We start from the raw sequence: 21114 nt of genomic DNA on the forward strand, positions 1-21114 counted from the left end.
CCGGGCTCCACTGACCCGATCGGCCCGACTGGCCCCACCGGCCCGACCGATCCCCCGGCCCGAACCGGCCCGACTGGCCCCACCGGCCCGATCTGCCCCGTCGTTCCGCCCCGTCCACGCGACTCCCGAGGAGCACCGCACGTGAGCCTGATCCGCGCCGCCGTCCTGCCCTCCGTCGGCTCCCCGCTGGAGATCACCGGCATCGAACTCCCCGAACCGGGCCCCGGCCAGGTCCGGGTCCGGCTCGCGGCCGCCGGCGTCTGTCACTCCGACCTGTCGCTCTCCAACGGCACCATGCGCGTGCCGGTGCCCGCCGTCCTCGGCCACGAGGGCGCGGGGACCGTCGTCTCCGTCGGCGAGGGCGTCACCCACGTCGCCCCGGGCGACGGTGTCGTGCTCAACTGGGCGCCCTCCTGCGGAGACTGCCACCCCTGCGCGCTCGGCGAGGTCTGGCTCTGCGTCAACGCGCTCACCGGCACCGCGAACATCCACGCCCGCACCCAGGACGGCAGGGACCTCCATCCCGGTCTCAACGTCGCCGCCTTCGCCGAGGAGACCGTCGTCGCCGCGGGCTGCGTCCTCCCGGTGCCCGACGGCGTGCCGCTCACCGACGCCGCCCTCCTCGGCTGCGCCGTCCTCACCGGCTGGGGCGCGGTCCACCACTCCGCCCGGGTCCGCGAGGGCGAGACGGTGGCGGTGTTCGGCGTCGGCGGGGTGGGGCTCGCCACGCTCCAGGCCGCCCGGATCGCGGGCGCCTCGACGATCGTCGCCGTGGACGTCTCCCCGGAGAAGGAGGCGCTCGCGCGGGCGGCCGGGGCCACCGAGTACGTCGTCGCCTCGGAGACGACGGCGAAGGAGGTCCGGAGGCTGACGGGGGGCCACGGCGTCGACGTGGCCGTCGAGTGCGTCGGGCGCGCCGTCACCATCCGTGCCGCCTGGGACTCCACCCGACGCGGCGGCCGCACCACGGTCGTCGGCATCGGCGGCAAGGACCAGCAGGTCACCTTCAACGCCCTGGAGATCTTCCACTGGGGCCGCACCCTCGCGGGCTGCGTCTACGGCAACTCGAACCCGGCCGTCGACCTGCCGGTCCTCGCCGAGCACATCCGCGCCGGCCGGCTCGACCTGAGCGCGCTCGTCACCGAGCGGATCACCCTGGACGGGATCCCGGGCGCCTTCGAGAACATGCTCGCGGGCAAGGGCGGCCGGGCCCTGGTGGTCTTCCCCTGACACCGGGCGGCCACGCCCGCGCGGAAGCCCGTACCGGCGTACCGGTACGGGCTTCCGCGCGTCACCCGTCAACGCGCCTCACGCATCATGTCGCGTCACGCATCACGTCGCGTCAGGGGTCACGGCATGCCACGGGCCACGTCATGCCATGGATCGAGGCCGCCTCACAGGGCGCGGTCACCTCACAGAGCGCGGTCGCGTCACAGGTCGAGCACGAGCCGCGCGCCGCGCGAGCGCCCCACGCAGATCATCATCGTCGCCCCCGAGGCCTTCTCGTCCTCGCCGAGGACGGAGTCGTGGTGCTCGGGCGTACCGGCGATCACCTTCGTCTCACAGGTGCCGCAGAAGCCCTCCTCACAGGAGTACGCGACACCGGGGACCACCTCGCGCACGGCGTCGAGCAGGGTGCGACCGGGCGGGACGTGCACGGTCCGGCCACTCCGCCGCAGTTCCGCCTCGAAGCCGCCGCCGGTCCCGGAGTCCTCGCCGGAGCCCCCTCCGGGGTGCGGGGCCGGCGCCGCCCCGAACCGCTCTGTGTGCAGGCGACCCGTCCACCGTTCCTCCACCGCCCGCAGCAGTCCCTCGGGCCCGCAGCAGTACACGGCCGTCTCCGCCGGGAGCCCCGCCAGGACGTCGTCCAGATCGGGCAGCCCCGCCGTGTCCTGCGGGACGAGGGTGACCCCGGGGAGTGCGGCGAGCTCCTCGCGGTACGCCATGGCCGGCAGGCTCCGGCCCCCGTACAGCAGGGACCACGACCCCGGCGGAAGCGAGCGGACCATCGGAAGCAGCGGGGTGATGCCGATGCCGCCCGCGATGAACAGATACCGCTCGGCGGGCACCAGCGGGAAGCGGTTGAACGGGCCCCGCACCCCGAGGACCGTGCCCGCGCCGACGGCGGTGTGGACCTCCTCCGACCCGCCCCGGCCGGCGCGCTCCCGCAGCACCCCGAGCCGGTACGTGCTCCGGTCCGCGGGGTCCCCGCAGAGCGAGTAGTGCCGGACAGCCCCGGACGGCAGCGTCACCTCCAGATGTGCGCCGGGCTCCCACGGGGCCAGCTCGGCGCCCGTGGGGTCGGTGAGGACGAGCCCCACGACGCCGTCGGCCTCGGGGACGACCGACCGGACCGTGAGCCGGGCGGTGAGCGGGACTGTGGTGGACATCGTCACCTCGAAACTCGTGTCGGTGGCAGCAGCGGCTCCGGCCATACCCGGCACAGCGCCCCGTACAGCACGGCGGCGACCGTGAAGGAGGCCGGCAGACTCAGGTCGACCCCACCCGTGAGATCGGTCAACGGGCCCGTGTACAGAGGGTTGTTGACCCAGAGGACCCCGACGACCGAGCCGAGCGCGAAGGCCGTGGCGGCCCGCGGGTTGACCCCGCCGGTGTACCAGTACCGGCCGCCGCCGCCCGTGGTGAACGTGCGCAGCGCCTCCGCGTCGTACCGGCCCCGGTGGAGCACGTACCCGACGAAGAGCACGGCAGCCCACGGGGCGACGACGGTGAGCAGCAGCGTCACGAACGCCGACATCGCGTCCATGGCGTCGTACACGACCGCCCCGAGGTACAGCACGGCCGCCGCGAGCACCGCGACCACCGTGGTGACGCCGGTCCGTGAGGAGCGCCAGAACACGGAGTTGGCGGAGAGCCCGGCCGCGTACAGACAGAGCCCGGCCTGCGGCAGGGTGCCCGCGAAGCCGAAGACGACGACCGCGACCGCGAACCAGCCGGGCACCGCGTCCGTCAGCCCCTGGAGCCAGGGTTCGTCGGGGACGGGGAAGAGGGTCGTCACGTACGCGCCGGTGAGCAGCGCGGCGAGACTGCTGAGGAACATGGAGATCCCGCTGGCCCGCACGACCCGGCCGGTGGACGTGGAGGCGGGCATGAAGCGGGTGTAGTCGCCCTGGAAGGTGGCGTACGACAGGGGCACGGTGGCGGAGGCGGTCGCCGCGAGCAGCCAGGTGTGCAGGGTGCTGTCGAGCGCGAGCGTCCCGCCGGAGTAGCCCGCGTCGAACTCCGGGGCGAGGACGAGCACGGTGCCGAGGAGGACCGCGCCGCCGGTGACCGCGGTGACCTTGTACGTACGGACGAGGGTCTCGTGGCCGCGGACGGCGACCAGTGCGACCGCCGCCGCCGTCACGAACATCGCGGCGGTCAGCGCGCCGGGGCCCGTGGGGGTGGAGAACAGCCGGTGGCCGGCGACCATGACGGCGGTGCCGCCCGTCCACACGGCGATGGCGAAGAAGCCGAGCGCAGTCACCACCGTGAGGACGTTGCCGACGACCCTGCCCCGTACGCCGAAGTGCGCGCCGCTCGACACGGGATCGTTGGTGCCGGTCCGGACGCCGAAGCGGGCGAGCGGGGCGAGCAGTGCCGTTCCGACGGCCACGCCGACGGCGATGGCGCTCGCCGAGGCCCACCAGCCGAGGCCGAAGACGACGGGCAGCGCGCCGAGCACGACCGTGCCGAAGGAGAACTGCGCGGAGGGCCAGATCCAGCCGAAGTCGCCCGGGGACGAGGTGCGTTCGGCCTCGGGCACCGGCGCGATGCCGTCGTGGTCGACCGCCGCACGGGGCGGCGCCACGGTGGACGCCGCCCCGGTCGGTGTGGTGGTCATGAGGCGCCCCCGGACGGGGCCATCCCGGGCGCGGCCGCTCGGGTGGCGGCGGCCGCGTCACTGTCGTGCGTGGGGTCGCGCTGCTCGGGCACGCCGAGGTCCCCGGGCAGCACGTCCACCACGCGGAGGGCCGCGCACGCGGCTCCGGCCAGGCGTTCCCCGCTGGTGAGGTCGAAGGTGGTGTGGTGCAGGGGGCAGGTGATCCGCAGCCTGTCCCCGTCGACCCTGCCGTACTTGAGCCGGCCCCCGCGGTGGGGGCAGACGGCGGCCGCGAGGACCTTGCGGCCGCCGACCTCGACGAGGACCAGGTCCTCGGTCACCTGGCGGACTGTGGGCTCGTCGGAGTCCCGCCGCCGCCCCGCGGGCACGGCCGTCATGCGACGGTCTCCCGGGCTCGCGCGACGGCCGCCTCCGTGGCCGTGCCGACGATGTCGGAGGCCAGTCGCACGCCCGCCCAGATCTTCGCCAGGTCCGGCTCCTCGAGCGACCGGATCGCCGTACGCATATGACTGCTGTGGTACGAGTCGATGTAGAGGTGCTCGGTGTAGTAGGCGTCGTGGGTGATCCCGAGCCGCCGCGCCGCCCGGGCGAAGCTCTGGAAGGCGTACAGCACACTGGTCTCGAAGTAGGCGTACGCGCCCAGGAAGTACTGGGGCGAAGGGGCCCGGCTCGCCAGCCAGTGGAACATGTTGACGTAGGCGAAGCACTCGGGGGTCGTCTCGTCGAGGTAGTCGTCGAGCCGGAGGCTCATGCCGAGCTCGGTGAGCAGGTCGCGGTAGAGCTGGGAGTGCGCCTTCTCCTCGTTGCCGCAGCCGAGTTCGTCGATGAGGACGCGGAAGACCGCCATCGCCGAGCGGTACGGGAGCCGGGGCACGACCGGGAGCAGCGACTCCGACTCGGTGAGACCGTCGAGCGCGAACTGGCGCACCACGACCTTGAACTGGTCGAGCGTCGCGTGCTCGGCGAGGAAGGTGGCGCTCTCCGGGAGCGAGGCCTCCTCCTCGGCGAGGAACTCCTTGAGCGCCTGAAGGAGCTCGCCGGGCGAGCCGAACCGGGGCGCGGAGGTCTCGTACGCCCGTGCCTTGGGCAGGATCCAGCGCTCCTCGATCGCGGTCATCGAGCCGTAGTCGCCGAGGTTGGGGACCCGCCGGTAGAGGCTGTGCAGCTCGCGCTGGGAGGTCGCGGCCGGGGCGGTGATCGAGTGCGCGGCCACCGGCGGGGCGGACGCGGCCGGCGGGGACGCGGAGGGAGCGGCGGGGGTGGTGCTCATGCCGCCTTCGCCTCCTCGTGCACGGTCGGGGAGGAGATCACGCCGCGTCGGTGCAGTTCCTTCTTGACCCAGCGGTACCAGTCGTCCTTGAAGACGCCGTACCGCTCGCAGACGGTGTTGATCTCCGCCTGGCGGTCGGGGGTCGGGTCGACCAGCATCGCGTTGCACAGCGAGGGTTCGAGGTTGGCCAGCGGGCCGATGAAGCCGTCGATGCCGCGGGCGTCGACGAGGAGGTTCTCCCAGCCCTCGAAGACCGGGATGCCGGTGCCGGCCTCGGCCATGTTCCGGGTGAAGGCGGCGTCTCCGCTGGACTCCTTGATGCCGACGATCCCCGGGATCTCCTTGCAGATCCGGATCAGGGTGTCGAACTCGATGCGATTGCCCGAGAGCGCCTCCTCGTTGTAGAGGAAGATCGGGATGTCGAGGGCCGCACGGATCGCCTTGTAGTGCTCGACGATCCCGTCCTGCGTCACCTCGGCCCCGAACGGCGTGGTGACGACGACGGCGTCGGCGCCGATCGCGGCCGCCGTCCGGGCCCGGTCGATCACCGCGTCGGTGTCGGGAAGCTGGATGCCGGCGAGGACGGGCAGACCGCCCGCGTGCCGGACGGTGTACGTGACGACGTCCTGCCACTGCCGTGCGTCGAGCTTCCAGCCCTCGCCGGAGGTCAGGGCCGGCATGAAGCCGTTGACCTCGGTGCGGATGTGGTCCAGGAGACGGACCACGCTCGGCTCGTCGACGACGCCGTGCTCGTCGAACGGGGTGATCAGCGGGACGACGGTCCCGGAGTAGGTGCCAGGCATGAGTGGGGTGCCCTTCGGAACGAATCAGAGGGTTTCGGAGACGACCTTCAGGACCAGCGACCGCCGGTAGAGGTCCTCCAGGTACGCGGGGAACGACGGCTCCTCGCCGAGGGCGGGAGCGTCGGCCGGGGCGAGCGGGGCCAGCGGTACGACGGGCAGGCCGGCCGTCCGGACGAGCCGGGGGCTCGCCGTGTGGAGCACGCCCCCGCGGGCGATGACCTGGGCGAGCAGCAGGCGTTCATGGGTGGGCAGACCGTCGAGCGCGGGCTCGGTGAAGGCCCGGCGGACGTCGTCCTCGGCGTAGGCGATCCGGTCGATCGCCAGGTCCGTGTGGAGGACGTCCATGAACGGGTAGTACTCGTCCTGCAGTTCCCGCTCGTAGCCCCACACGAGGTCGTCGCAGCGGCCGACCTGCTCCCAGCTCATGACGACCCCGCCGGCGTCCCCCGCGGCCAGCCGGCCGGCGAAGAAGGCCTTGGCGGCCACGCGGACCGCGTCGTCCTTGCTGTGCATGCCCATGAACGTGGTGGCGTCGATGAAGACCACCGGGTCGGTGTCAGACGGCATAGCGCTCGAGCACCTTCCGCATCCGCTCCATCGCGCCGGCGAACAGCTCCGGCTCGCGGGCCAGGGCCAGGCGCACGAAGCGCTCGCCCTTCTCCTTGGTGTTCCAGTAGAAGAACGTGCCCGGCAGGACGTACACCTCCTCGTCGAAGAGGACGGCCTGGAGCTGGGTGGCGGTCAGGTGATCCGGCTTGATGCGGAACCAGGCGACGCTGGTGCCGACGACCGGCTCCTGGAACTCCAGGATGGTGCCGCTGAGGGCGTTGCGGGCGGCCTCGCCGTTGGTGCGGATGATGTCGCGGACGGAGGCGAAACCGTCGGTGATGGAGTCCTCGACGTACTGCGTGACCATGTTGAGGACGAACGGCGAGACGTTCAGGAGGACGCTGGTGTGGAGGTTGTAGACCTCCTCCTGGATGTCCTGACTGGCCGTGATCATGGCGCACTTGGCGTCCTGGATCGGCCAGGTCTTGCCGGTGTCCTCCATGACCATGTAGGTGACGCCGGACTCCTCCAGGAGCCGGTAGATGTCCACCCGGCCGATGCCCTCGTCACAGAGCGCGAAGGACGCGAAGCAGAAGTCCATCACCAGGACCTTGTCGTGGTCCACGCAGTAGCGGACGACCTCGCGGAAGCCCTCCAGCTTCTCGGCGAGCAGGGTGAACCCGGTGGGGTTGTTGGGGTCGACGAGGTAGATCGCGTCCGCGGTGATCTCGTCGACGAGACGCTCGTAGATGGCGTCCTTGTCGTGCAGCGCGGACTCGGCGAACGGGGCGATCGGCACCTGCATGTTGCGCAGCAGGTCGACCAGGTTGTCGAAGCAGGGCTCGACCAACTGCACCGACATCCCGCGCTGCTTGAGGAACATGCCGGCGACCATGGTCGACACGCTCGCGGAGTACGAAAGGAGCGTGCGGCCCATCGCGCGGGCGGTGGGCTGCTGGTGCAGCCGGAAGAAGGCGTCCAGGAACTGCCGCTCGAAGTGCGCCTGCTGCTTCGACTCGGACTCGTGCCACAGCTCGGGAAGCCGCGAGACGATCCGCTCCTGGGAGGTGGACTGACGCTGGTGGGTGTGCGCGTCGGCCAGGTTGAACCGGGTCTTCAGGGCTTCGATCTCGTGCTGGGTGAGGTCGACGAACGTGCTGACGTCTGCCTTGTCGGTCAACGACATGAAGAACTCCCGCTGTCGATACGAATCTCCGTCCGGAATTCCGGCGGCGTGAATGACTGTAGGAGCTTCGACCGCCCTTGCGAATAACGGCCGGGTCACGCAATTAATAATCACCGCGATGTTCTGCCGATGAAAAAAAGGAACGACGGCCAGGCATTCCTCGTAAAGGAATGCCTGGCCGTCGTTCCGGTGCTGCGGCCGCTTTTGGCGGCGTGTTCAACTATTCAGTGGCGGCCTTGAGCAGGATGTCCTCGAACACCTTCGGGTCGTCCGAGCCGATCACCGGCCAGCCGATGCCGTAGGCGCCCTCCCAGTCCACCTCGATGCCGGGGTTGGCGTGGTCGGAGCCGTCGGGCAGGAACAGATGGGGGCTGCAGTCCACCCGGTCGCTCTGGGCGAGCGCCGACTGGTCCGCGAGCGTGCGGCGCGCGCGCCCGTCGTCCAGGGCCTCGGCGAGGGTGCCGACGTCGACGGCGCCGGTCTCGGCGGCCACGTCCAGGATCACCTTGCGGTGGCTGATGCAGCGCGACTCGGCCCAGAAGGCCCGGCGCAGCCCGAGGTCGAGCTGCTCCGAGGCGCGCAGGCTCTGCTCCTTGGCGGCGAGCACCGCCTCCAGTGCGGGCAGGGTCGTCGAGGGGTAGAGCCAGTCCTTGGCCTGCCACAGCTGCCAGCCGGCGGCCGGCTCCAGGCTGGCCATCCGGGCGACCTCGCTGTCCGTGCCGGGGCGCGGGCTCGGGGCGTCGTTGAGCAGTTCGAGGGGGAAGGCGCGCAGGTCGAAGGAGACCTGCTCCTCCAGGCCGAGACGGGCCCGGGTGGTGTGCAGCCGGTGGATCGCGATGTGCGCGAAGGAACACCAGATGTCGGAGAAGACGGTGACGACTCCGCGCGGCGGCGTCAGGTCGGCGGTGGTCGGGTCGGACATGGTTCTCCTCGGTTCGTGCGGGGATCTCAGGCGGCGGGGGGCTCGACGGCGTCGAGCGCGGCCTCGAGGTCGAGGTCGGCGTCGGGCAGCCAGGCGGGCAGGGAGGGGATACGGGCCATCGCCTCGAAGAGCCGCGGTACGGCGGCCTCGCGGACGGTCGGCCCATGGGCGCTCAGCAGCTTCGCGGGGCGCAGGGCGGCCAGCTCGTGCACCGGCCGGAGGAATTTCGTCTCGTCGACCAGCGCGGTCCACGGGGCTATCGCCCGGTTCAGGACCTCGAAGCCGTGGAAGAATTCCGCCTCGGAGAGTTCGGTGAACTCTTGGCTGATTTCTTCTACGACGGTCCCGAAACTGTCGGAGCTGTAGAGCGTTCCATCGGAATGGTCGAACACGGCGAGGGTTCCGGGTGAATCGAAAGTGGGAGGCCGGTGAAAACTGAGCTCACGGTCGCCGACTTTGACGCGGCTTCCCGGGTTCGCGGTGACGACCCGGTCCTGCGGAATGGCGAACTCTTCCGATATTCGCGTCAGCGATATGGCGTTGGCGAGGACCTTCGCGTTCGGCGCCGCCTCCAGGATCCGGGCGAGGGCGCCGGTGTGGTCGCGGTCGTCGTGGGTGACGACGACCCAGCGCAGGTCGGCCGGCTCGATCAGCGACCACAGGGAGTCCAGGAAGCCCTCCCGGTCGACGGGCATGCCGGTGTCCACGAGGATCGGCTGGCCGGACCGGAGGAGGAAGGCGTTCACCGGCTGGTCGCCGAGGCCCGGGATGGGCAGTGCCGAGGGGAGGACGTGGAGGTCCGGCCCGGCGGTGTAGGACGCTTTCATGGCACACCTTTCATGACGCACCGTGCGGGCCGTGGCTCCCGGACGGGGTCCCCGGGGAGCGCCGGCCTCGGTCAGACGAGCTGGATGGTCAGGGAGCCGGCGATCAGCAGGGCGAGACCCAGGGCGCGCGGCTTCGTGAGGGAGCGCTGGGGGAGCTTGAAGAGGCCCTTGTGGTCGATCAGGGCCGAGGTGAGCTGCTGCCCGGTCACGGTGAGCGCGATGGTCACCGCCGCCCCGATCTCGGGGATGAGCAGGAAGGTCCCGGTGACGTAGGCGGCGGCGCAAGCGCCACCGAGCCAGCCCCACCAGGGCATCTTCTTCAGCGGGGCGATCTTGGGCTTCGGCGTCTTCCGGGTCGCGTACAGCACGAGCAGGACGACGGCGATGGTGAACGTCGCCACGGCGAAGCTGATCACGGCGACGGTGACGGGCTGCTTGAGCTGGGCGCGGAGCTGGGCGTTGACCGCGCCCTGGATGGGCAGCACGGCTCCGGCGACGACGCCGAGGGCGAGCCAGCCGGCGCGGCCGGCACTCGACATCCTGGGGGCGCCGGGAGGGGCCGCCGCCTTCATGCCCCGGATGATCACGACGATGCCGGCGAGCACGGCCACGGCGCCGATGACGATCCCGGCGCTCAGGTCCTGCTGCTCGAGACCGAGGAGACCGAAGAGGTCGAGCGCGAGCGAGGCGAACATCTGGCCGGTGACGAAGAGTCCGACGGCGGCGAGGGCGCCGAGCCGTGGGAAGAGCAGGATGCCGCTGGTGATGTAGAGCGGACTGGCGAGTCCGCCGAGCAGCTGCCAGGGCTCGACGTCGGGCAGTTTGCCGAGCGCGCCGAGTGCTCCGGCCGCCACCGCGAGCACGGTCAGCAGACCGGTCGCGACGCCGAGCTGGATGGTCGAGGCGCCGTACGGGGTGCCGACGGCCGAGTTGAGCTGGAGGTTCACCGAGGCCTGGACGGCCAGGAGGCAGCCGACCAGCAGGGCCGCGGCGAGGAGCGCGGTGTGCATCTGGATCTCCCTGGGGCGGGATGGCGAGCGGGGATAAGTGGACACTGAGTCCGTTTAGCATGCCACGAGACATGGCAAACGGACAAGGTGTCCACTTAGCTCCAGGGGAAGTAAGGTCTGGTCCATGAGCGACGACGAGCAGCGGGGTCGTGGAGCCGCCTCCGTCCACCGGGTCGGCGGGCTCCTCGGCGATCTTCAGGCCGCGGACGACCAGCCGGTCGCCCCGCGCAGACGCGCGGACGCGGAACGCAACCGGGCCCAGATCCTGGCCGCGGCCGAGCAGCTCTTCGCCCAGCAGGATCCGCGGACGGTCACCATGGACCGGATCGCCAAGGCCGCCGGGGTGGGCCGGGCCACGCTCTATCGGAGCTTCCCCGATCCCTCGTCGGTCGCCGTCGCACTGCTCGACGAGCACGAGCGACGGCTCCAGGGTCAGCTCATCTACGGCCCGCCGCCGCTCGGCCCCGGAGCGCCCGCGGGGGAGCGGCTGGCGGCGTTCTACCTGGCGATGCTCGATCTCCTGGAACGGCACCTGCCGCTGGCCCTCGGTGCGGAGACCGGCCCCGCGCGCTTCCGGACGGGTGCGTACGGCTTCTGGCGCGTGCATGTCCGCACGCTGCTCGTCGACCACGGGATCCAGGACCCGGACCCGCTGATCGACATCGCTCTCAGCCCGCTGTCACCCGAGCTCTACCAGTTCCAGCGGCACGAACTCGGCCTGTCGACCGAACGCATCGGCCGCTCCCTCGCCGACTTCGCGCGCCAGTTGCTGCGGTCGGGGGAGTGAGACGGAGCGGCGCGCCCGCCGGGCGCCGCTTCCCGGCCGCCCGCGCCGCTATGCGCCGGGCCGCCGCCCGGCCGGGTGGACCAGGCCCGGGAGGATCAACTTCCAGATGCGGTCGAGCCGTTGCTCGGCAGGGCCGTGCAAAGCGCCGCTGTCCGCGCTCCTCGGGTCCTCGCTGGGCCAGCACTCCTCGGACGGACCGTTCGGGCAGCGCATCTCCAGCTCGACCCCGGTGATCACGTAGCCGATCAGCGCGGCGACCGCCGTCGCGTCCACGCCGGGGCGCAGGGCCTTCTCGGCCTCCGCGTAGCGTGCCAGGCGCGCCACCTCGCGCCGCCAGGGGCAGTCCCGGGAGAACCCCGGGTCGGCTAATTGCAGTTCCCGCGCGAGGCGTTCACCGGCCCGCGCCGTCGGATCGGTCTCGAAGAGCCGTATCAGCGCGTGCGTGGCGATCACCAGCTTGTCGATCGCGGTGCCTCCGACGCCCTCCGTGGACAGGCACGCCGACTCGACCGTGATCCGGGTGGCCGCGTGGGCCCGCCCGTGGACCGCCGTCGCCAGCTCCGCCTTCGTCGCGAAGTGGAAGACGAGTGCGCCGGTGGTCACCCGGGCCTCGCCGGCGATCCTGGCGAGCGAGGCCCGCTCGTACCCGTGCCTGTCGAACACCCTCGCGGCCGCCGACAGGATTTCCTGTCTCGTACGTTCCGCCCGCTGCTGAATCGCCATGAGCTCCCCCGTCGGCTTGCGAGAAGGTGCCGGAGCGTGATGTTCCGGCCCGCGCCTGTGACCGACTCGAAACTATCCGGCCGAGGGGCCACGAAACGTGTCCTCTCGCCCCACCGGCCGAAACTGGGGCTTGACGGGCATCTCAGCCCCAGGTCGCGGGCGCACACCCGACGCCGGGGGCGTGTGAAGTGTCCGGAACCGGAGCCATGCCCTGTCAGGTGGATTCAGCCGTTCCGGCGTCGGCGGGGATCCGCGCCCGTGAACGGGATACAGCCACACCCGCCAGGCACAGCGCGCCCCCGGCGAGCGTGAGCAGTCCCGGCAGTTCGCCGAGGAACAGCCACGCCATCAGCACCACCAGGGCGGGCACGGCGTACGTCGTGGCGCCCATCCTCCCCGCGGTCGTCCTGGCCAGGGCGTAGGCCCAGGTCGTGAACGCGAGCGCGGTCGGGAACACCCCCAGATAGACCATGTTCAGGGTCGCCGACAGCGGGGCCCGGCCCGCCTCGTCGATCAGCTGCCCGGCGAACGGCAGACAGGCCACCGCCCCCACCAGGCACCCGAACGTCGTCACCTGGAGCGCGCTGCCGTGGGCGAGCGCCGGCTTCTGTGCCACGACCCCGCCGGCGTACGCCATCGCCGCCAGGACGCAGAGGAGTACGCCGAGCAGCGAGGCGTGCGCGCCGGAGGAGGCGCGGGACATGGAGAGGCCCACGACCACCGCGCCCGCGAAGGAGACGGCCATGCCCGCGAGCAGCCGCGGCGGCAGGGACTCCTTCAGGAAGCGGGCGCCGAGCAGGGCGATGAGGATCGGGCCGATGTTCACCACCATCGCCGCCGTGCCCGCGTCGACCTCCTGCTCGCCCCAGTTGAGAACCACCATGTACACCCCGAACCAGAGCAGGCCCGAGACCAGGATCCCCGGCCAGGCCGCCCGGGGCGGCAGCCCCTCGCGGCGGACCAGGAGGACGGCCCCCAGGACCAGGGTGCCGGCGAGCAGCCGCCCGAGCGCGAGCGCGCCGGGGGAGTAGGCCTCTCCCGCGCTGCGGATGGAGACGAAGGCGGAGGCCCACAGGACGACCGTGACACCGGCGGCGGCGAGGGCGAGCCGCGAGGATTGCTTCTGCATGGCTCGACCGTAGGGCGCGGACCCTTCGGCGCTCACCGCAATATCCCCGGAGCCGGAGCCGGAGCCGGAGCCGGAGCCGGAGCCGGAGCCGGAGCCGGAGCCGAGGCGGGGCCGGGAGCCGGGAGCCGGGAGCGGGCCGGGGGTCGCCGTGCGGCAGCCGTCTCATCGAAGCGCCTCCGGAGCGATGCCCAGGTTCGCGAACAGCGCGCTCTCGCCCCGCCCGGTCACCTTCACGGCCCGCTCCGACCCGATCCGTACGCACCACTCGTCGTCCAGCGCGTGCCGGCACAGCGCGGCGCCGGCGAGCCCCGCGAGGTGCGGCCGGCGCTCGGTCCAGTCGAGGCAGCCGCGCGCGACGGGCCGCCGCCCCCGGCGTACGAGAGGGATGCCCAGTTCGTCGAACCAGGCCAGGCCCCGGTCCGTGAGCGCGAACCCGGTGTCCTGGCGCAGCAGCCCGCGGGCGGTCATCGCCTCGGTGATCGCGATGCCGAGCCGCCCGGCGAGATGGTCGTAACAGGTCCGGCCCCGGGCCATCGCCCGGCCGGCGCTCGCGGCGCCCAGCGAGCGGGGCGGCGGCGGCACCGCCGGCTCGGACCGGGTGGCCAGGTCCTCGACGAGATGCGCGATCCCGGGGTCGGCGAGTCGCACGTACCGGTGGCGGCCCTGCCGTTCCTCCGCGAGCACCCCGCCGGTGACGAGCTTTCCGAGGTGCTCGCTGGCGGTGGAGGGGGCCACCCCCGCGTGCCGGGCGAGTTCCCCGGAGGTCCAGGCCCGCCCGTCGAGCAGGGCGAGCAGGAACGCGGCGCGGGTCTCGTCCGCGAAGAGCGCCGCGAGCGCGGCGAGGTCACTGGCAGCCATGCGTCCAGCCTCCCGCACTCACGCTTCGGCGGTGGCCGAACTGTCCTGAGAGCCGGAGGGGCGCCCCGCGGCCTCGCGCACCTGGGCCTCGTACTGGAGCCGCAGCCCGTCGAGCAGCGCGCGCAGGCCCGTGGCGAAGGCTCCCTCGTCGACCTTCTGGCGGTGCTCGGCCAGACGGTGCGCCTGGCCCAGGTGGGGGTAGTCCGCCGGGTCGTAGGCCGCCTCGTCGTCGACGAAGCCGCGTGCGAAGGAGCCCAGGGCCGAGCCGGTGATGAAGTACCGCATCAGCGCGCCGATGGAGGTGGCCTGGGCCGGCGGCCAGCCCGCGCGGACCATCGCGCCGAAGACGGCGTCCGCGACGCGCAGGCCCGCCGGGCGGCGGCCGGGGCCCTGGGCGAGGACCGGGACGATGTGCGGGTGGTCGGCGAGGGCGGCGCGGTAGGAGACGGCCCAGTCGTGCAGCGCCGTCTGCCAGTCGCGGCCGTCGTCCTCCGCGAACATCGAGAGATCGATCTTCGTGCTCACCGCGTCGGCGACGGCGTCGAGGATCTCGTCCTTGGTGCGGAAGTGGTTGTAGAGGGAGGGTCCGCTCACCCCGAGTTCGGCTGCGAGTCGGCGGGTCGAGAGCGCGCCGAGGCCCTCCGCGTCCACGAGCGCGCCCGCCGTCTCGACGATGCGGTCTCGGCTGAGCAGGGGCTTGCGCGGTCGGGCCATGGCGCACATAGTAGGCCTGCACCGCAAAAACTAGCAGTGGTAATTAAATGGTCGGGTGAGGTGGGCGCCGCATGAATCTGGAACTCAGCGAGGAGCAGGAAGCCGTACGGCGGCTCGCCGAGGACTTCGTCGCGCGCGAGGTCACCCCGCACGCCGTGGCGTGGGACCGCGCCGAGGAGGTGGACCGGGCGATCGTGAAGAAGCTCGGCTCCGTGGGCTTCCTCGGGCTCACCCTCCCGGAGGAGTACGGCGGCTCCGGCGGCGACCACCTCGCGTACTGCCTCGTCACCGAGGAACTCGGCCGCGGCGACTCCTCCGTGCGCGGCATCGTCTCCGTCTCCCTCGGCCTGGTCGCCAAGACCGTCGCCGCCTGGGGCGGCGAGGAGCAGAAGCGGGAGTGGCTGCCCCGGCTCGCGTCCGGCGAGGCGCTCGGCTGCTTCGGCCTCACCGAGCCCGGCACCGGATCCGACGCGGGGAACCTCGCCACCCGGGCCGTGCGCGACGGCGACGACTACCTCGTCAGCGGCACCAAGATGTTCATCACCAACGGCACCTGGGCCGAGGTCGTGCTGCTCTTCGCCCGCACCGGCGACACCCCCGGCCACAAGGGCGTCTCCGCCTTCCTCGTCCCCACCGACAGCCCCGGACTGACCCGTCGCGCCATCCACGGCAAGCTCGGACTGCGCGGCCAGGCCACCGCCGAACTCGTCCTCGAAAACGTCCGCGTCCCCGCCTCCGCGATGCTCGGCCCCGAGGGCAAGGGCTTCGCCGTCGCCATGTCCGCCCTCGCCAAGGGCCGGATGTCCGTCGCCGCCGGCTGCGTCGGCATCGCCCAGGCCGCGCTCGACGCGGCCGTCCGGTACGCCGGGGAGCGCGAGCAGTTCGGCAAGCCCATCGCCTCGTACCAGCTCGTGCAGGAACTGATCAGCGACATCGCCGTCGACGTGGACGCCGCCCGGCTGCTCACCTGGCGGGTCGCCGACCTGATCGACCGCGGCCAGGACTTCGCGACCGCCGCCTCCAAGGCGAAGCTGTACGCCTCGGAGGCCGCCGTCCGCGCCGCGAACAACGCCCTCCAGGTCTTCGGCGGCTACGGCTACATCGACGAGTACCCGGTCGGCAAACTCCTCCGGGACGCCCGCGTCATGACCCTGTACGAGGGCACCAGTCAGATCCAGAAGCTCATCATCGGCCGGGCGCTGACGGGGGTCTCGGCGTTCTGACCCCGTCCGGACCCGTCGGCCGCGCTTCTGAGTACCTCGCTGAGTACGCGGACGGATGTGGCGCCGGCCACATCCGTCCGATGCTGTGCCCATGAGTGACACACCGGTCAAGCAGCAGAACACCGCCGCCTACTACGCCCAGGCCGTCGCCTCCTTCTCGCTCGCCCTCGGGGCCGTGGCCGTCGGCATCTACCAGCTGGAGGCCAGCGCCTGGGTCCGCGCCTTCCTCGCCGTCGCGGTCCTCTACCTCACCACCTCGGCCTTCACGCTCGCCAAGGTCGTCCGCGACCGCCAGGAGGCCGGGCAGATCGTCAGCCGGGTCGACCAGGCCCGTCTGGAGAAGCTGCTCGCCGAGCACGACCCCTTCCAGAAGCTCTGACCGCTCGGCGGGCGCTGAGCTGCCACTCTCCGTCTCTAAGCGCTTGCTCACCCTCGTTGGTATGGTGAGCGTCCTGACGGGGTCCGAGAGGGAGTGTGGGATGAGCGCGGCGGAGGAGACGCCCGGGGGCGAGGACATGCCCTGGGGCGAGGTCACGCCCGAGGCGGCCCGGCGACTGCTGGTGGCCGCCGTCGAGGCGTTCGCCGAGCGCGGCTACCACGCCACCACCACCCGGGACATCGCCGGCCGCGCGGGGATGAGCCCGGCCGCGCTCTACATCCATTACAAGACCAAGGAAGAGCTGCTCCACCGGATCAGCCGCATCGGTCACGACAAGGCCCTGGAGATCCTCCGGGCCGCGGCCGACGGCGACGGCACGGCCGCCGAGCGCCTCGCCGACGCCGTGCGCTCCTTCGTCCGCTGGCACGCCGAGCGCCACACCACCGCACGGGTCGTCCAGTACGAACTGGACGCCCTCGGCCCCGAGCACCGGGCCGAGATCGTGGAGCTGCGCCGCCAGTCCGACGCGACGGTGCGCGGCGTCATCGACGAGGGCGTGGCGGCGGGCGAGTTCGACGTACCGGACGTGGCCGGCACCACGGTCGCCGTGCTCTCGCTCTGCATCGACGTCTCGCGCTGGTTCAACGCCCAGGGGCGCCGCTCGCCCGACGAGGTCGGCGCGCTCTACGCCGACCTCGTCCTCAGGATGGTCGGCGCTCAGAAGTAGTAGCGGGAGACCGACTCGGCGACGCAGACCGGCTTCTCGGAGCCCTCGCGCTCCACCGTCACGGCCGCCGTCACCTGCACACCGCCGCCGGCCTCCTCGACCTTCGTCAGGACGGCCGAGGCGCGCAGTCGCGAGCCGACCGGTACGGGCGCGGGGAAACGCACCTTCTCCGTGCCGTAGTTGAGGCCCATCTTCATGCCCTCGACCCGCAGCACCTGCGGAACGAACAGCGGGAGCAGCGACAGGGTCAGATAGCCGTGCGCGATGGTCGTGCCGAACGGGCCGGTCGCCGCGCGCTCCGGGTCCACATGGATCCACTGGTGGTCCCCGGTCGCCTCGGCGAAGAGGTCGATCCGCTTCTGGTCGATCTCCACCCAGTCGCTGTGCCCCAGCTGCTCGCCGACCCCCGCGCGCAGCTCCTCGGCGGAGGTGAAGATCCTCGGCTCGGCCATGTTCCTGGTCCCTTCTGGTCCGGCATACCCCACCTGGTACGGCATACCCAACGGTCGGTATCTAAGCGCTTGCTCAGCATGTGGGGTGAGCGGTCCGCTGTCAACGGACCAGTAGGGTCGCGGGGTGCCGCAGATTCCAGAGAAGATCCACGAGCTCACCGTCGGCCAGCTCTCCGCCCGTAGCGGGGCCGCCGTCTCCGCCCTCCATTTCTACGAGGCGAAGGGGCTCATCAGCAGCCGCCGCACCAGCGGCAACCAGCGCCGCTACGGCCGTGACACCCTGCGTCGGGTCGCCTTCGTCCGCGCCGCGCAGCGCGTGGGGATCCCACTGGCGACGATCCGGCAGGCCCTCGCCCAGCTCCCGGAGGAGCGCACACCCACGAACGAGGACTGGGCCCGGCTCTCGGCGGCCTGGCGCACCGAGCTGGACGAGCGCATCAAACAGCTCGGCCGGCTCCGCGACCACCTGACGGACTGCATCGGCTGCGGCTGTCTCTCCCTGGAGACCTGCGTGCTGTCCAACCCCGACGACGTCTTCGGCGAGCGGATGGCGGGATCCCGCCTGCTGCCGGTGCGCAACCCCGCCCCGGGCGGCGACGAAGGCTAGGACCTGTCCTGCCGATCAGGCCGAACCCGGAAAGTCCCGCCCGGGAGGTGTCCTGTCGCTCGGGCCGGGCTCGTGCCCTGATCGGCGAGAGCGCACCCGCCGGCCCGCGAGGGCCGCGACGACCAGCTCCGCGTTGGACCGCGCCGGGGTGCCGTCCGGCAGCAGCACGGTGTCCTCGAGGCCGATGCGGGCGACCAGGCCCAGCCGCCGGGCGACGCGCAGCACCGGCCAGGCGCTGCCGTCCTCGCCGTGCAGCAACACGGGGACGGCGGGCGGCAGTTCCAGCCCGGACAGGAAGGAGCGCGAGGCTGCCTCCGCCCCGCTCCCGGGCAGCGGGTACGGGACCTTCACGAGGACCCGCCGTACGCGGGGTGCGAGCGGAGAGCGGGCGAAGCGTTCCTGCCCGTCGGTACGGGCCCACAGCCCGGCCTCGACCCGGATCCCGCGCTCCAGGAGCGCCGTCGCCGCATCCTCCGCCCCCGGCTCGTGCCAGTCGACCGACACCAGGTCGGGCAGCACCGCCCAGGACCGGATCCGCTCCACCCGGCGCCCCGTGTCGGGCTCGGCAGCCGCGGCGGTCGTGACCCGCACACCCCTGCCTACCGCCGCCCGGACCGAGCTCAGGACAGGTCCGAGCACCCGGGGCGAGAGCGACGTACCCCCGCACGGCGTCCGGGGATGCACCCGCACCTCCCCGGCGCCCGCCGCCACCGCCCGCGCCGCGGACTCCGCGAGCGACTCGGGCGACATCGGCACCGCCGCCGAATCCCCGGGCCCCCGCGCGCCGTTGAGACAGACCTGAAGCACCGGAACCCCCGGTGGAACCTGTGGCACGTCGGGTCCCCGCGGACTCACGCCGCAGAGGCCAGTGAGCGGCTCCGCTCCCCACGAGCGCGGGCCAGCGCCCCCGAGGTGAGGACCGCGCGCGGCACACCCACTCCGCAGTCCCCGCAGACCGGCCCGTGCCACGGCTCGTACGTGTCGCCGGGACCGGCCCATTCGATGCGCGGCCCCGAGCACACCGGGCACCGCTCTCCGGGGCCGCTCTCCAGGGCCTTGATCAGCCGCCGCAGCACCTCGGGCAGCGGGTCCGACGGGTGCACGGCCGGATCGCCGCACCGCACCACGCCGTTGCCGCCCCAGACCCGCCGGTGCCAGTCGTCGAGGGCGCCGAGCCCGCGCAGCCCCTCGTGCTTCTCGCGCCGCCGCCGGGCGGCGAACTCCTCCTCGTACGCGAGCCACACGGCCCGCGCCTCCTCCAGCTCGTCGAGCGCGGCGATCAGCCGCCCGGGGTCGAGCTCCCGGTCCTCGGGTCCGAACCTGTGCCTGCGGCACAGGTGGTCCCACGTAGCCCGGTGCCCGTACGGCGCGAACCGCTCCAGACACTTGCGCAGCGAGTACCTGCGCAGGGCCGTGTCGCACCCCGGATCGCGCACCTGTCTCGCGAGACTCCGGAAACCGGCCATCTCCCGCCACCTCCGTCGCTGGTCATTCCGCGATATCAGAGGGACGAACGAGCGCCCCGTCGTGTTCCATCGAAATTCGGATGGCAGCCATCAGTGGTGCCCGAGGGGCCCCCGAGGAAGGGCGGAACGAAGGAGTCCGGCGAGGCGGCGGTGAGGTCCGGACGAGGCTCGGGGGAGGCCCGTACCCCCTTCTACCTGCCCGTCCGCGTCGCCGACACCACCACCCGGGCCAGCTCCGCGCGGCAGATGTCGCTGTGGGAGCGGACCACGTCCGCCGTGTCGACGCTCACGCACCCCGAGGCCGGCACTCCCTCGCGCAGCACCGTCGCCAGCGGCCGGACGACCGTCCCGGGCACCGCCTGGACGCCGTCGTGCCCGATCGCCGCCCAGCGCGGGTCGTCCGAACCGAGCAGACCGGCGGCCCGGGTCAGCGACGCCGAGTCGCCCGCGAGCCGGGACGCCAGCGGGTAGAACACGCCGAGCGCCGTGTCGTGCCGCGAGTAGCAGGCCACCACCGGCCCCCGGACCCGGTTCTGCAGGTCCCGCAGCGCGCCCGGGCGCCCGGAGTCGTGCGGCAGCCGGGCCGCGAACGCGTAGTGCGAGAAGGCGCCCTGGAGGAGGGTCACGGAGGCGACCGGACGAGCCCCCGACGGCAGCCCCTTCAACGCGTACGCGACGAGCCGGGCGCCCATGCTGTGCCCGACCAGATGGACGCGGAGGCGGGGGGCGGCGCGGGCGACCTCGCCGAGCAGCGGGCCGAGGCCGAACTCGCCGACGTGACCGGCCCGCTTCTTCATCACGTAGTACGTGGCCTGCCTCAGGACCTCCCGGGCCCCCTTCCAGTACCGCTTGAGCCCCTCCCCGAAGCCCTCCGCGGGACCGGAGCCCTGCCCGGCACCAGGCCCGGGGTCCTCCGGCCGGCCGGCATCCGCCTCCAGTGCCTCGGTGAACAGGGCGCACACCTCCACCAGGTCCCCGACCAGGAACTCCGGCACCGGCTCCCGGGGCCCCGCGGCGCCCGCCCGGCCGTCCTCACCGGCGGCCACGTCCGTCAGCTCCCGCAGCAGCGCGCCGAACTCGGCGAACGCCGCCTCGTCCGCCGGCGCCGTCACGAGGAGTCCGGTGAGCCGGTCGAGGACCGGCTCCTTCTCGGGAAGGACCGTCACGAGGGCCCGGTAGTCGGGCACCGGCTCGCCGGTGAACATCATCGACGGCCAGATCACGCCCGCGTACCCGGCCTCGACGCCGGGGGCGAGCAGACCGGGGAAGGGCTCGAAGAAGTCGGAGCAGAGCCGGGTGGCGCCGGCCGGGGAGCTGTTCCACCCGTGCGCGAAGACCACCAGGTCGGTGACGCCCTGCCGGGCCAGTGCGGCGAGGGCCGCGGGTTGCCCCGCGGGCCCGTCGCCCTCCTTGTCGAAGGTGATCTCCCGGTACGGTTCCACACTCATCCCGGTCACGGCCGACCCGTCCCTCTCCGTCGAGGTGGCCGTCGCACCCGGACGCGCCAAGCGCGGGCGGCGGCTCCAGGGCCAGCATGCCCGCGCCTGACCCCGGCCAGACCTCGACCGGGAGGCGTACCTCTCCGGACGGTCCGTGGCCGGCCGCGTACCGTCACGGCCGGCCCACCCGTACCTCCCG

General features: G+C 72.5%; 24 protein-coding genes. 6 read left to right on the top strand and 18 right to left on the bottom strand.

Translation table 11 applies throughout. The annotated features are described in order from the left end of the window. The first annotated feature begins 147 nt into the window (after positions 1-147). Complete coding sequence (locus IF00_RS0108250) at positions 148-1230, top strand: Zn-dependent alcohol dehydrogenase (RefSeq protein ID WP_030315834.1); 1083 nt, start codon at positions 148-150, stop codon at positions 1228-1230. A 200-nt stretch (positions 1231-1430) separates the two neighbouring features. Here the strand turns inward: IF00_RS0108250 and IF00_RS0108255 are convergent, their stop codons facing one another. From IF00_RS0108255 to IF00_RS0108300, 10 genes are all read right to left on the bottom strand, one after another. Beyond that, entirely contained in the window at positions 1431-2390 is a 960-nt protein-coding gene (locus IF00_RS0108255) for a PDR/VanB family oxidoreductase (RefSeq protein ID WP_030315836.1), read from the bottom strand. A 2-nt stretch (positions 2391-2392) separates the two neighbouring features. Next, positions 2393-3844 (bottom strand): purine-cytosine permease family protein, encoded by a 1452-nt coding sequence (locus IF00_RS0108260; protein ID WP_037637768.1) that lies wholly within the window; start codon positions 3842-3844, stop codon positions 2393-2395. Next, positions 3841-4221, bottom strand: coding sequence for a Rieske (2Fe-2S) protein (locus tag IF00_RS41035; RefSeq protein WP_078944587.1), 381 nt, complete (start codon positions 4219-4221; stop codon positions 3841-3843). Before IF00_RS41035 ends, IF00_RS0108260 begins: the two co-directional genes overlap by 4 nt. After that, positions 4218-5114 (bottom strand): iron-containing redox enzyme family protein, encoded by an 897-nt coding sequence (locus IF00_RS0108270; protein WP_030315840.1) that lies wholly within the window; start codon positions 5112-5114, stop codon positions 4218-4220. Before IF00_RS0108270 ends, IF00_RS41035 begins: the two co-directional genes overlap by 4 nt. Next, on the bottom strand, positions 5111-5917 hold the full coding sequence (locus tag IF00_RS0108275) for a dihydrodipicolinate synthase family protein (RefSeq protein ID WP_030315842.1): 807 nt from the start codon (positions 5915-5917) through the stop codon (positions 5111-5113). The genes IF00_RS0108270 and IF00_RS0108275 overlap by 4 nt, the downstream gene beginning before the upstream one ends. 24 nt (positions 5918-5941) lie before the next feature. Further along, entirely contained in the window at positions 5942-6484 is a 543-nt protein-coding gene (locus tag IF00_RS0108280; protein ID WP_030315843.1) for a DUF6190 family protein, read from the bottom strand. After that, positions 6474-7652: an aminotransferase class I/II-fold pyridoxal phosphate-dependent enzyme gene (locus tag IF00_RS0108285; RefSeq protein ID WP_030315844.1), complete on the bottom strand. Its 1179-nt coding sequence runs from the start codon at positions 7650-7652 to the stop codon at positions 6474-6476. The genes IF00_RS0108280 and IF00_RS0108285 overlap by 11 nt, the downstream gene beginning before the upstream one ends. A 220-nt stretch (positions 7653-7872) precedes the next feature. Next, positions 7873-8574, bottom strand: a complete 702-nt coding sequence (locus tag IF00_RS0108290) for a DsbA family oxidoreductase (RefSeq protein ID WP_030315845.1) — start codon at positions 8572-8574, stop codon at positions 7873-7875. Between the two features lie 26 nt (positions 8575-8600). Further along, a complete protein-coding gene (locus IF00_RS0108295; RefSeq protein WP_030315847.1) occupies positions 8601-9401 on the bottom strand; it encodes an MBL fold metallo-hydrolase in 801 nt (266 codons plus the stop codon). A gap of 71 nt (positions 9402-9472) precedes the next feature. After that, the gene (locus IF00_RS0108300; protein ID WP_030315849.1) at positions 9473-10411 is read right to left on the bottom strand and encodes a DMT family transporter; all 939 of its coding nucleotides are present in this window, start codon (positions 10409-10411) and stop codon (positions 9473-9475) included. 124 nt (positions 10412-10535) lie between these two features. Here IF00_RS0108300 and IF00_RS0108305 point away from each other — a divergent pair, with 124 nt between their 5' ends. Beyond that, the gene (locus IF00_RS0108305) at positions 10536-11198 is read left to right on the top strand and encodes a TetR/AcrR family transcriptional regulator (protein ID WP_030315851.1); all 663 of its coding nucleotides are present in this window, start codon (positions 10536-10538) and stop codon (positions 11196-11198) included. 48 nt (positions 11199-11246) lie between these two features. On the opposite strand, the gene IF00_RS0108310 is transcribed toward IF00_RS0108305, so the two are convergent. The 4 genes from IF00_RS0108310 to IF00_RS0108330 all read right to left on the bottom strand — a co-directional run bounded on the left by IF00_RS0108310 (position 11247) and on the right by IF00_RS0108330 (position 14622). Next, entirely contained in the window at positions 11247-11921 is a 675-nt protein-coding gene (locus tag IF00_RS0108310) for a TetR/AcrR family transcriptional regulator (protein WP_030315853.1), read from the bottom strand. A gap of 214 nt (positions 11922-12135) precedes the next feature. Next, entirely contained in the window at positions 12136-13050 is a 915-nt protein-coding gene (locus IF00_RS0108315; protein WP_037637769.1) for a DMT family transporter, read from the bottom strand. A gap of 162 nt (positions 13051-13212) precedes the next feature. Further along, on the bottom strand, positions 13213-13908 hold the full coding sequence (locus tag IF00_RS0108325; protein WP_030315857.1) for an ArsR/SmtB family transcription factor: 696 nt from the start codon (positions 13906-13908) through the stop codon (positions 13213-13215). An 18-nt stretch (positions 13909-13926) separates the two neighbouring features. Beyond that, positions 13927-14622, bottom strand: a complete 696-nt coding sequence (locus tag IF00_RS0108330) for a TetR/AcrR family transcriptional regulator (RefSeq protein ID WP_037637838.1) — start codon at positions 14620-14622, stop codon at positions 13927-13929. Between the two features lie 71 nt (positions 14623-14693). On the opposite strand from IF00_RS0108330, the gene IF00_RS0108335 reads away from it, so the two are divergent. From IF00_RS0108335 to IF00_RS0108345, 3 genes are all read left to right on the top strand, one after another. Continuing rightward, the gene (locus tag IF00_RS0108335; RefSeq protein WP_030315863.1) at positions 14694-15845 is read left to right on the top strand and encodes an acyl-CoA dehydrogenase family protein; all 1152 of its coding nucleotides are present in this window, start codon (positions 14694-14696) and stop codon (positions 15843-15845) included. Positions 15846-15936: 91 nt separating this feature from the next. Then, positions 15937-16224: a YiaA/YiaB family inner membrane protein gene (locus tag IF00_RS0108340; protein WP_030315864.1), complete on the top strand. Its 288-nt coding sequence runs from the start codon at positions 15937-15939 to the stop codon at positions 16222-16224. Between the two features lie 100 nt (positions 16225-16324). Beyond that, the gene (locus tag IF00_RS0108345; RefSeq protein ID WP_030315865.1) at positions 16325-16951 is read left to right on the top strand and encodes a TetR/AcrR family transcriptional regulator; all 627 of its coding nucleotides are present in this window, start codon (positions 16325-16327) and stop codon (positions 16949-16951) included. Here IF00_RS0108345 and IF00_RS0108350 read toward each other — a convergent pair. Beyond that, complete coding sequence (locus IF00_RS0108350) at positions 16942-17403, bottom strand: MaoC family dehydratase (RefSeq protein WP_030315866.1); 462 nt, start codon at positions 17401-17403, stop codon at positions 16942-16944. The two genes, IF00_RS0108345 and IF00_RS0108350, sit on opposite strands and share 10 nt — an antisense overlap. Positions 17404-17527: 124 nt before the next feature. Here IF00_RS0108350 and soxR point away from each other — a divergent pair, with 124 nt between their 5' ends. Continuing rightward, positions 17528-18010: a redox-sensitive transcriptional activator SoxR gene (soxR, locus tag IF00_RS0108355; protein ID WP_030315867.1), complete on the top strand. Its 483-nt coding sequence runs from the start codon at positions 17528-17530 to the stop codon at positions 18008-18010. Positions 18011-18025: 15 nt separating this feature from the next. Here soxR and IF00_RS0108360 read toward each other — a convergent pair whose 3' ends face one another. From IF00_RS0108360 to IF00_RS0108370, 3 genes are all read right to left on the bottom strand, one after another. Continuing rightward, a complete protein-coding gene (locus IF00_RS0108360) occupies positions 18026-18817 on the bottom strand; it encodes a 3-keto-5-aminohexanoate cleavage protein (protein WP_078944588.1) in 792 nt (263 codons plus the stop codon). A gap of 44 nt (positions 18818-18861) precedes the next feature. Then, on the bottom strand, positions 18862-19476 hold the full coding sequence (locus tag IF00_RS0108365; RefSeq protein ID WP_030315871.1) for a hypothetical protein: 615 nt from the start codon (positions 19474-19476) through the stop codon (positions 18862-18864). A 191-nt stretch (positions 19477-19667) separates the two neighbouring features. Further along, positions 19668-20924 (bottom strand): alpha/beta hydrolase family protein, encoded by a 1257-nt coding sequence (locus tag IF00_RS0108370; RefSeq protein WP_167346849.1) that lies wholly within the window; start codon positions 20922-20924, stop codon positions 19668-19670. Between the last annotated feature and the right edge of the window lie 190 nt (positions 20925-21114).

This window comes from Streptomyces flavochromogenes (genome assembly GCF_000717595.1).
Classification (GTDB): domain Bacteria; phylum Actinomycetota; class Actinomycetes; order Streptomycetales; family Streptomycetaceae; genus Streptomyces; species Streptomyces flavochromogenes.

Excerpts from the sequence above, each read along its gene's own strand:
- IF00_RS0108255 (WP_030315836.1), bottom strand. The coding sequence starts at position 2,390 with ATGTCCACCACAGTCCCGCTCACCGCCCGGCTCACGGTCCGGTCGGTC.
- IF00_RS0108260 (WP_037637768.1), bottom strand. The coding sequence starts at position 3,844 with ATGACCACCACACCGACCGGGGCGGCGTCCACCGTGGCGCCGCCCCGT.
- IF00_RS41035 (WP_078944587.1), bottom strand. The coding sequence starts at position 4,221 with ATGACGGCCGTGCCCGCGGGGCGGCGGCGGGACTCCGACGAGCCCACA.
- IF00_RS0108270 (WP_030315840.1), bottom strand. The coding sequence starts at position 5,114 with ATGAGCACCACCCCCGCCGCTCCCTCCGCGTCCCCGCCGGCCGCGTCC.
- IF00_RS0108275 (WP_030315842.1), bottom strand. The coding sequence starts at position 5,917 with ATGCCTGGCACCTACTCCGGGACCGTCGTCCCGCTGATCACCCCGTTC.
- IF00_RS0108280 (WP_030315843.1), bottom strand. The coding sequence starts at position 6,484 with ATGCCGTCTGACACCGACCCGGTGGTCTTCATCGACGCCACCACGTTC.
- IF00_RS0108285 (WP_030315844.1), bottom strand. The coding sequence starts at position 7,652 with ATGTCGTTGACCGACAAGGCAGACGTCAGCACGTTCGTCGACCTCACC.
- IF00_RS0108290 (WP_030315845.1), bottom strand. The coding sequence starts at position 8,574 with ATGTCCGACCCGACCACCGCCGACCTGACGCCGCCGCGCGGAGTCGTC.
- IF00_RS0108295 (WP_030315847.1), bottom strand. The coding sequence starts at position 9,401 with ATGAAAGCGTCCTACACCGCCGGGCCGGACCTCCACGTCCTCCCCTCG.
- IF00_RS0108300 (WP_030315849.1), bottom strand. The coding sequence starts at position 10,411 with ATGCACACCGCGCTCCTCGCCGCGGCCCTGCTGGTCGGCTGCCTCCTG.
- IF00_RS0108305 (WP_030315851.1), top strand. The coding sequence starts at position 10,536 with ATGAGCGACGACGAGCAGCGGGGTCGTGGAGCCGCCTCCGTCCACCGG.
- IF00_RS0108310 (WP_030315853.1), bottom strand. The coding sequence starts at position 11,921 with ATGGCGATTCAGCAGCGGGCGGAACGTACGAGACAGGAAATCCTGTCG.
- IF00_RS0108315 (WP_037637769.1), bottom strand. The coding sequence starts at position 13,050 with ATGCAGAAGCAATCCTCGCGGCTCGCCCTCGCCGCCGCCGGTGTCACG.
- IF00_RS0108325 (WP_030315857.1), bottom strand. The coding sequence starts at position 13,908 with ATGGCTGCCAGTGACCTCGCCGCGCTCGCGGCGCTCTTCGCGGACGAG.
- IF00_RS0108330 (WP_037637838.1), bottom strand. The coding sequence starts at position 14,622 with ATGGCCCGACCGCGCAAGCCCCTGCTCAGCCGAGACCGCATCGTCGAG.
- IF00_RS0108335 (WP_030315863.1), top strand. The coding sequence starts at position 14,694 with ATGAATCTGGAACTCAGCGAGGAGCAGGAAGCCGTACGGCGGCTCGCC.
- IF00_RS0108340 (WP_030315864.1), top strand. The coding sequence starts at position 15,937 with ATGAGTGACACACCGGTCAAGCAGCAGAACACCGCCGCCTACTACGCC.
- IF00_RS0108345 (WP_030315865.1), top strand. The coding sequence starts at position 16,325 with ATGAGCGCGGCGGAGGAGACGCCCGGGGGCGAGGACATGCCCTGGGGC.
- IF00_RS0108350 (WP_030315866.1), bottom strand. The coding sequence starts at position 17,403 with ATGGCCGAGCCGAGGATCTTCACCTCCGCCGAGGAGCTGCGCGCGGGG.
- IF00_RS0108365 (WP_030315871.1), bottom strand. The coding sequence starts at position 19,476 with ATGGCCGGTTTCCGGAGTCTCGCGAGACAGGTGCGCGATCCGGGGTGC.
- IF00_RS0108370 (WP_167346849.1), bottom strand. The coding sequence starts at position 20,924 with ATGAGTGTGGAACCGTACCGGGAGATCACCTTCGACAAGGAGGGCGAC.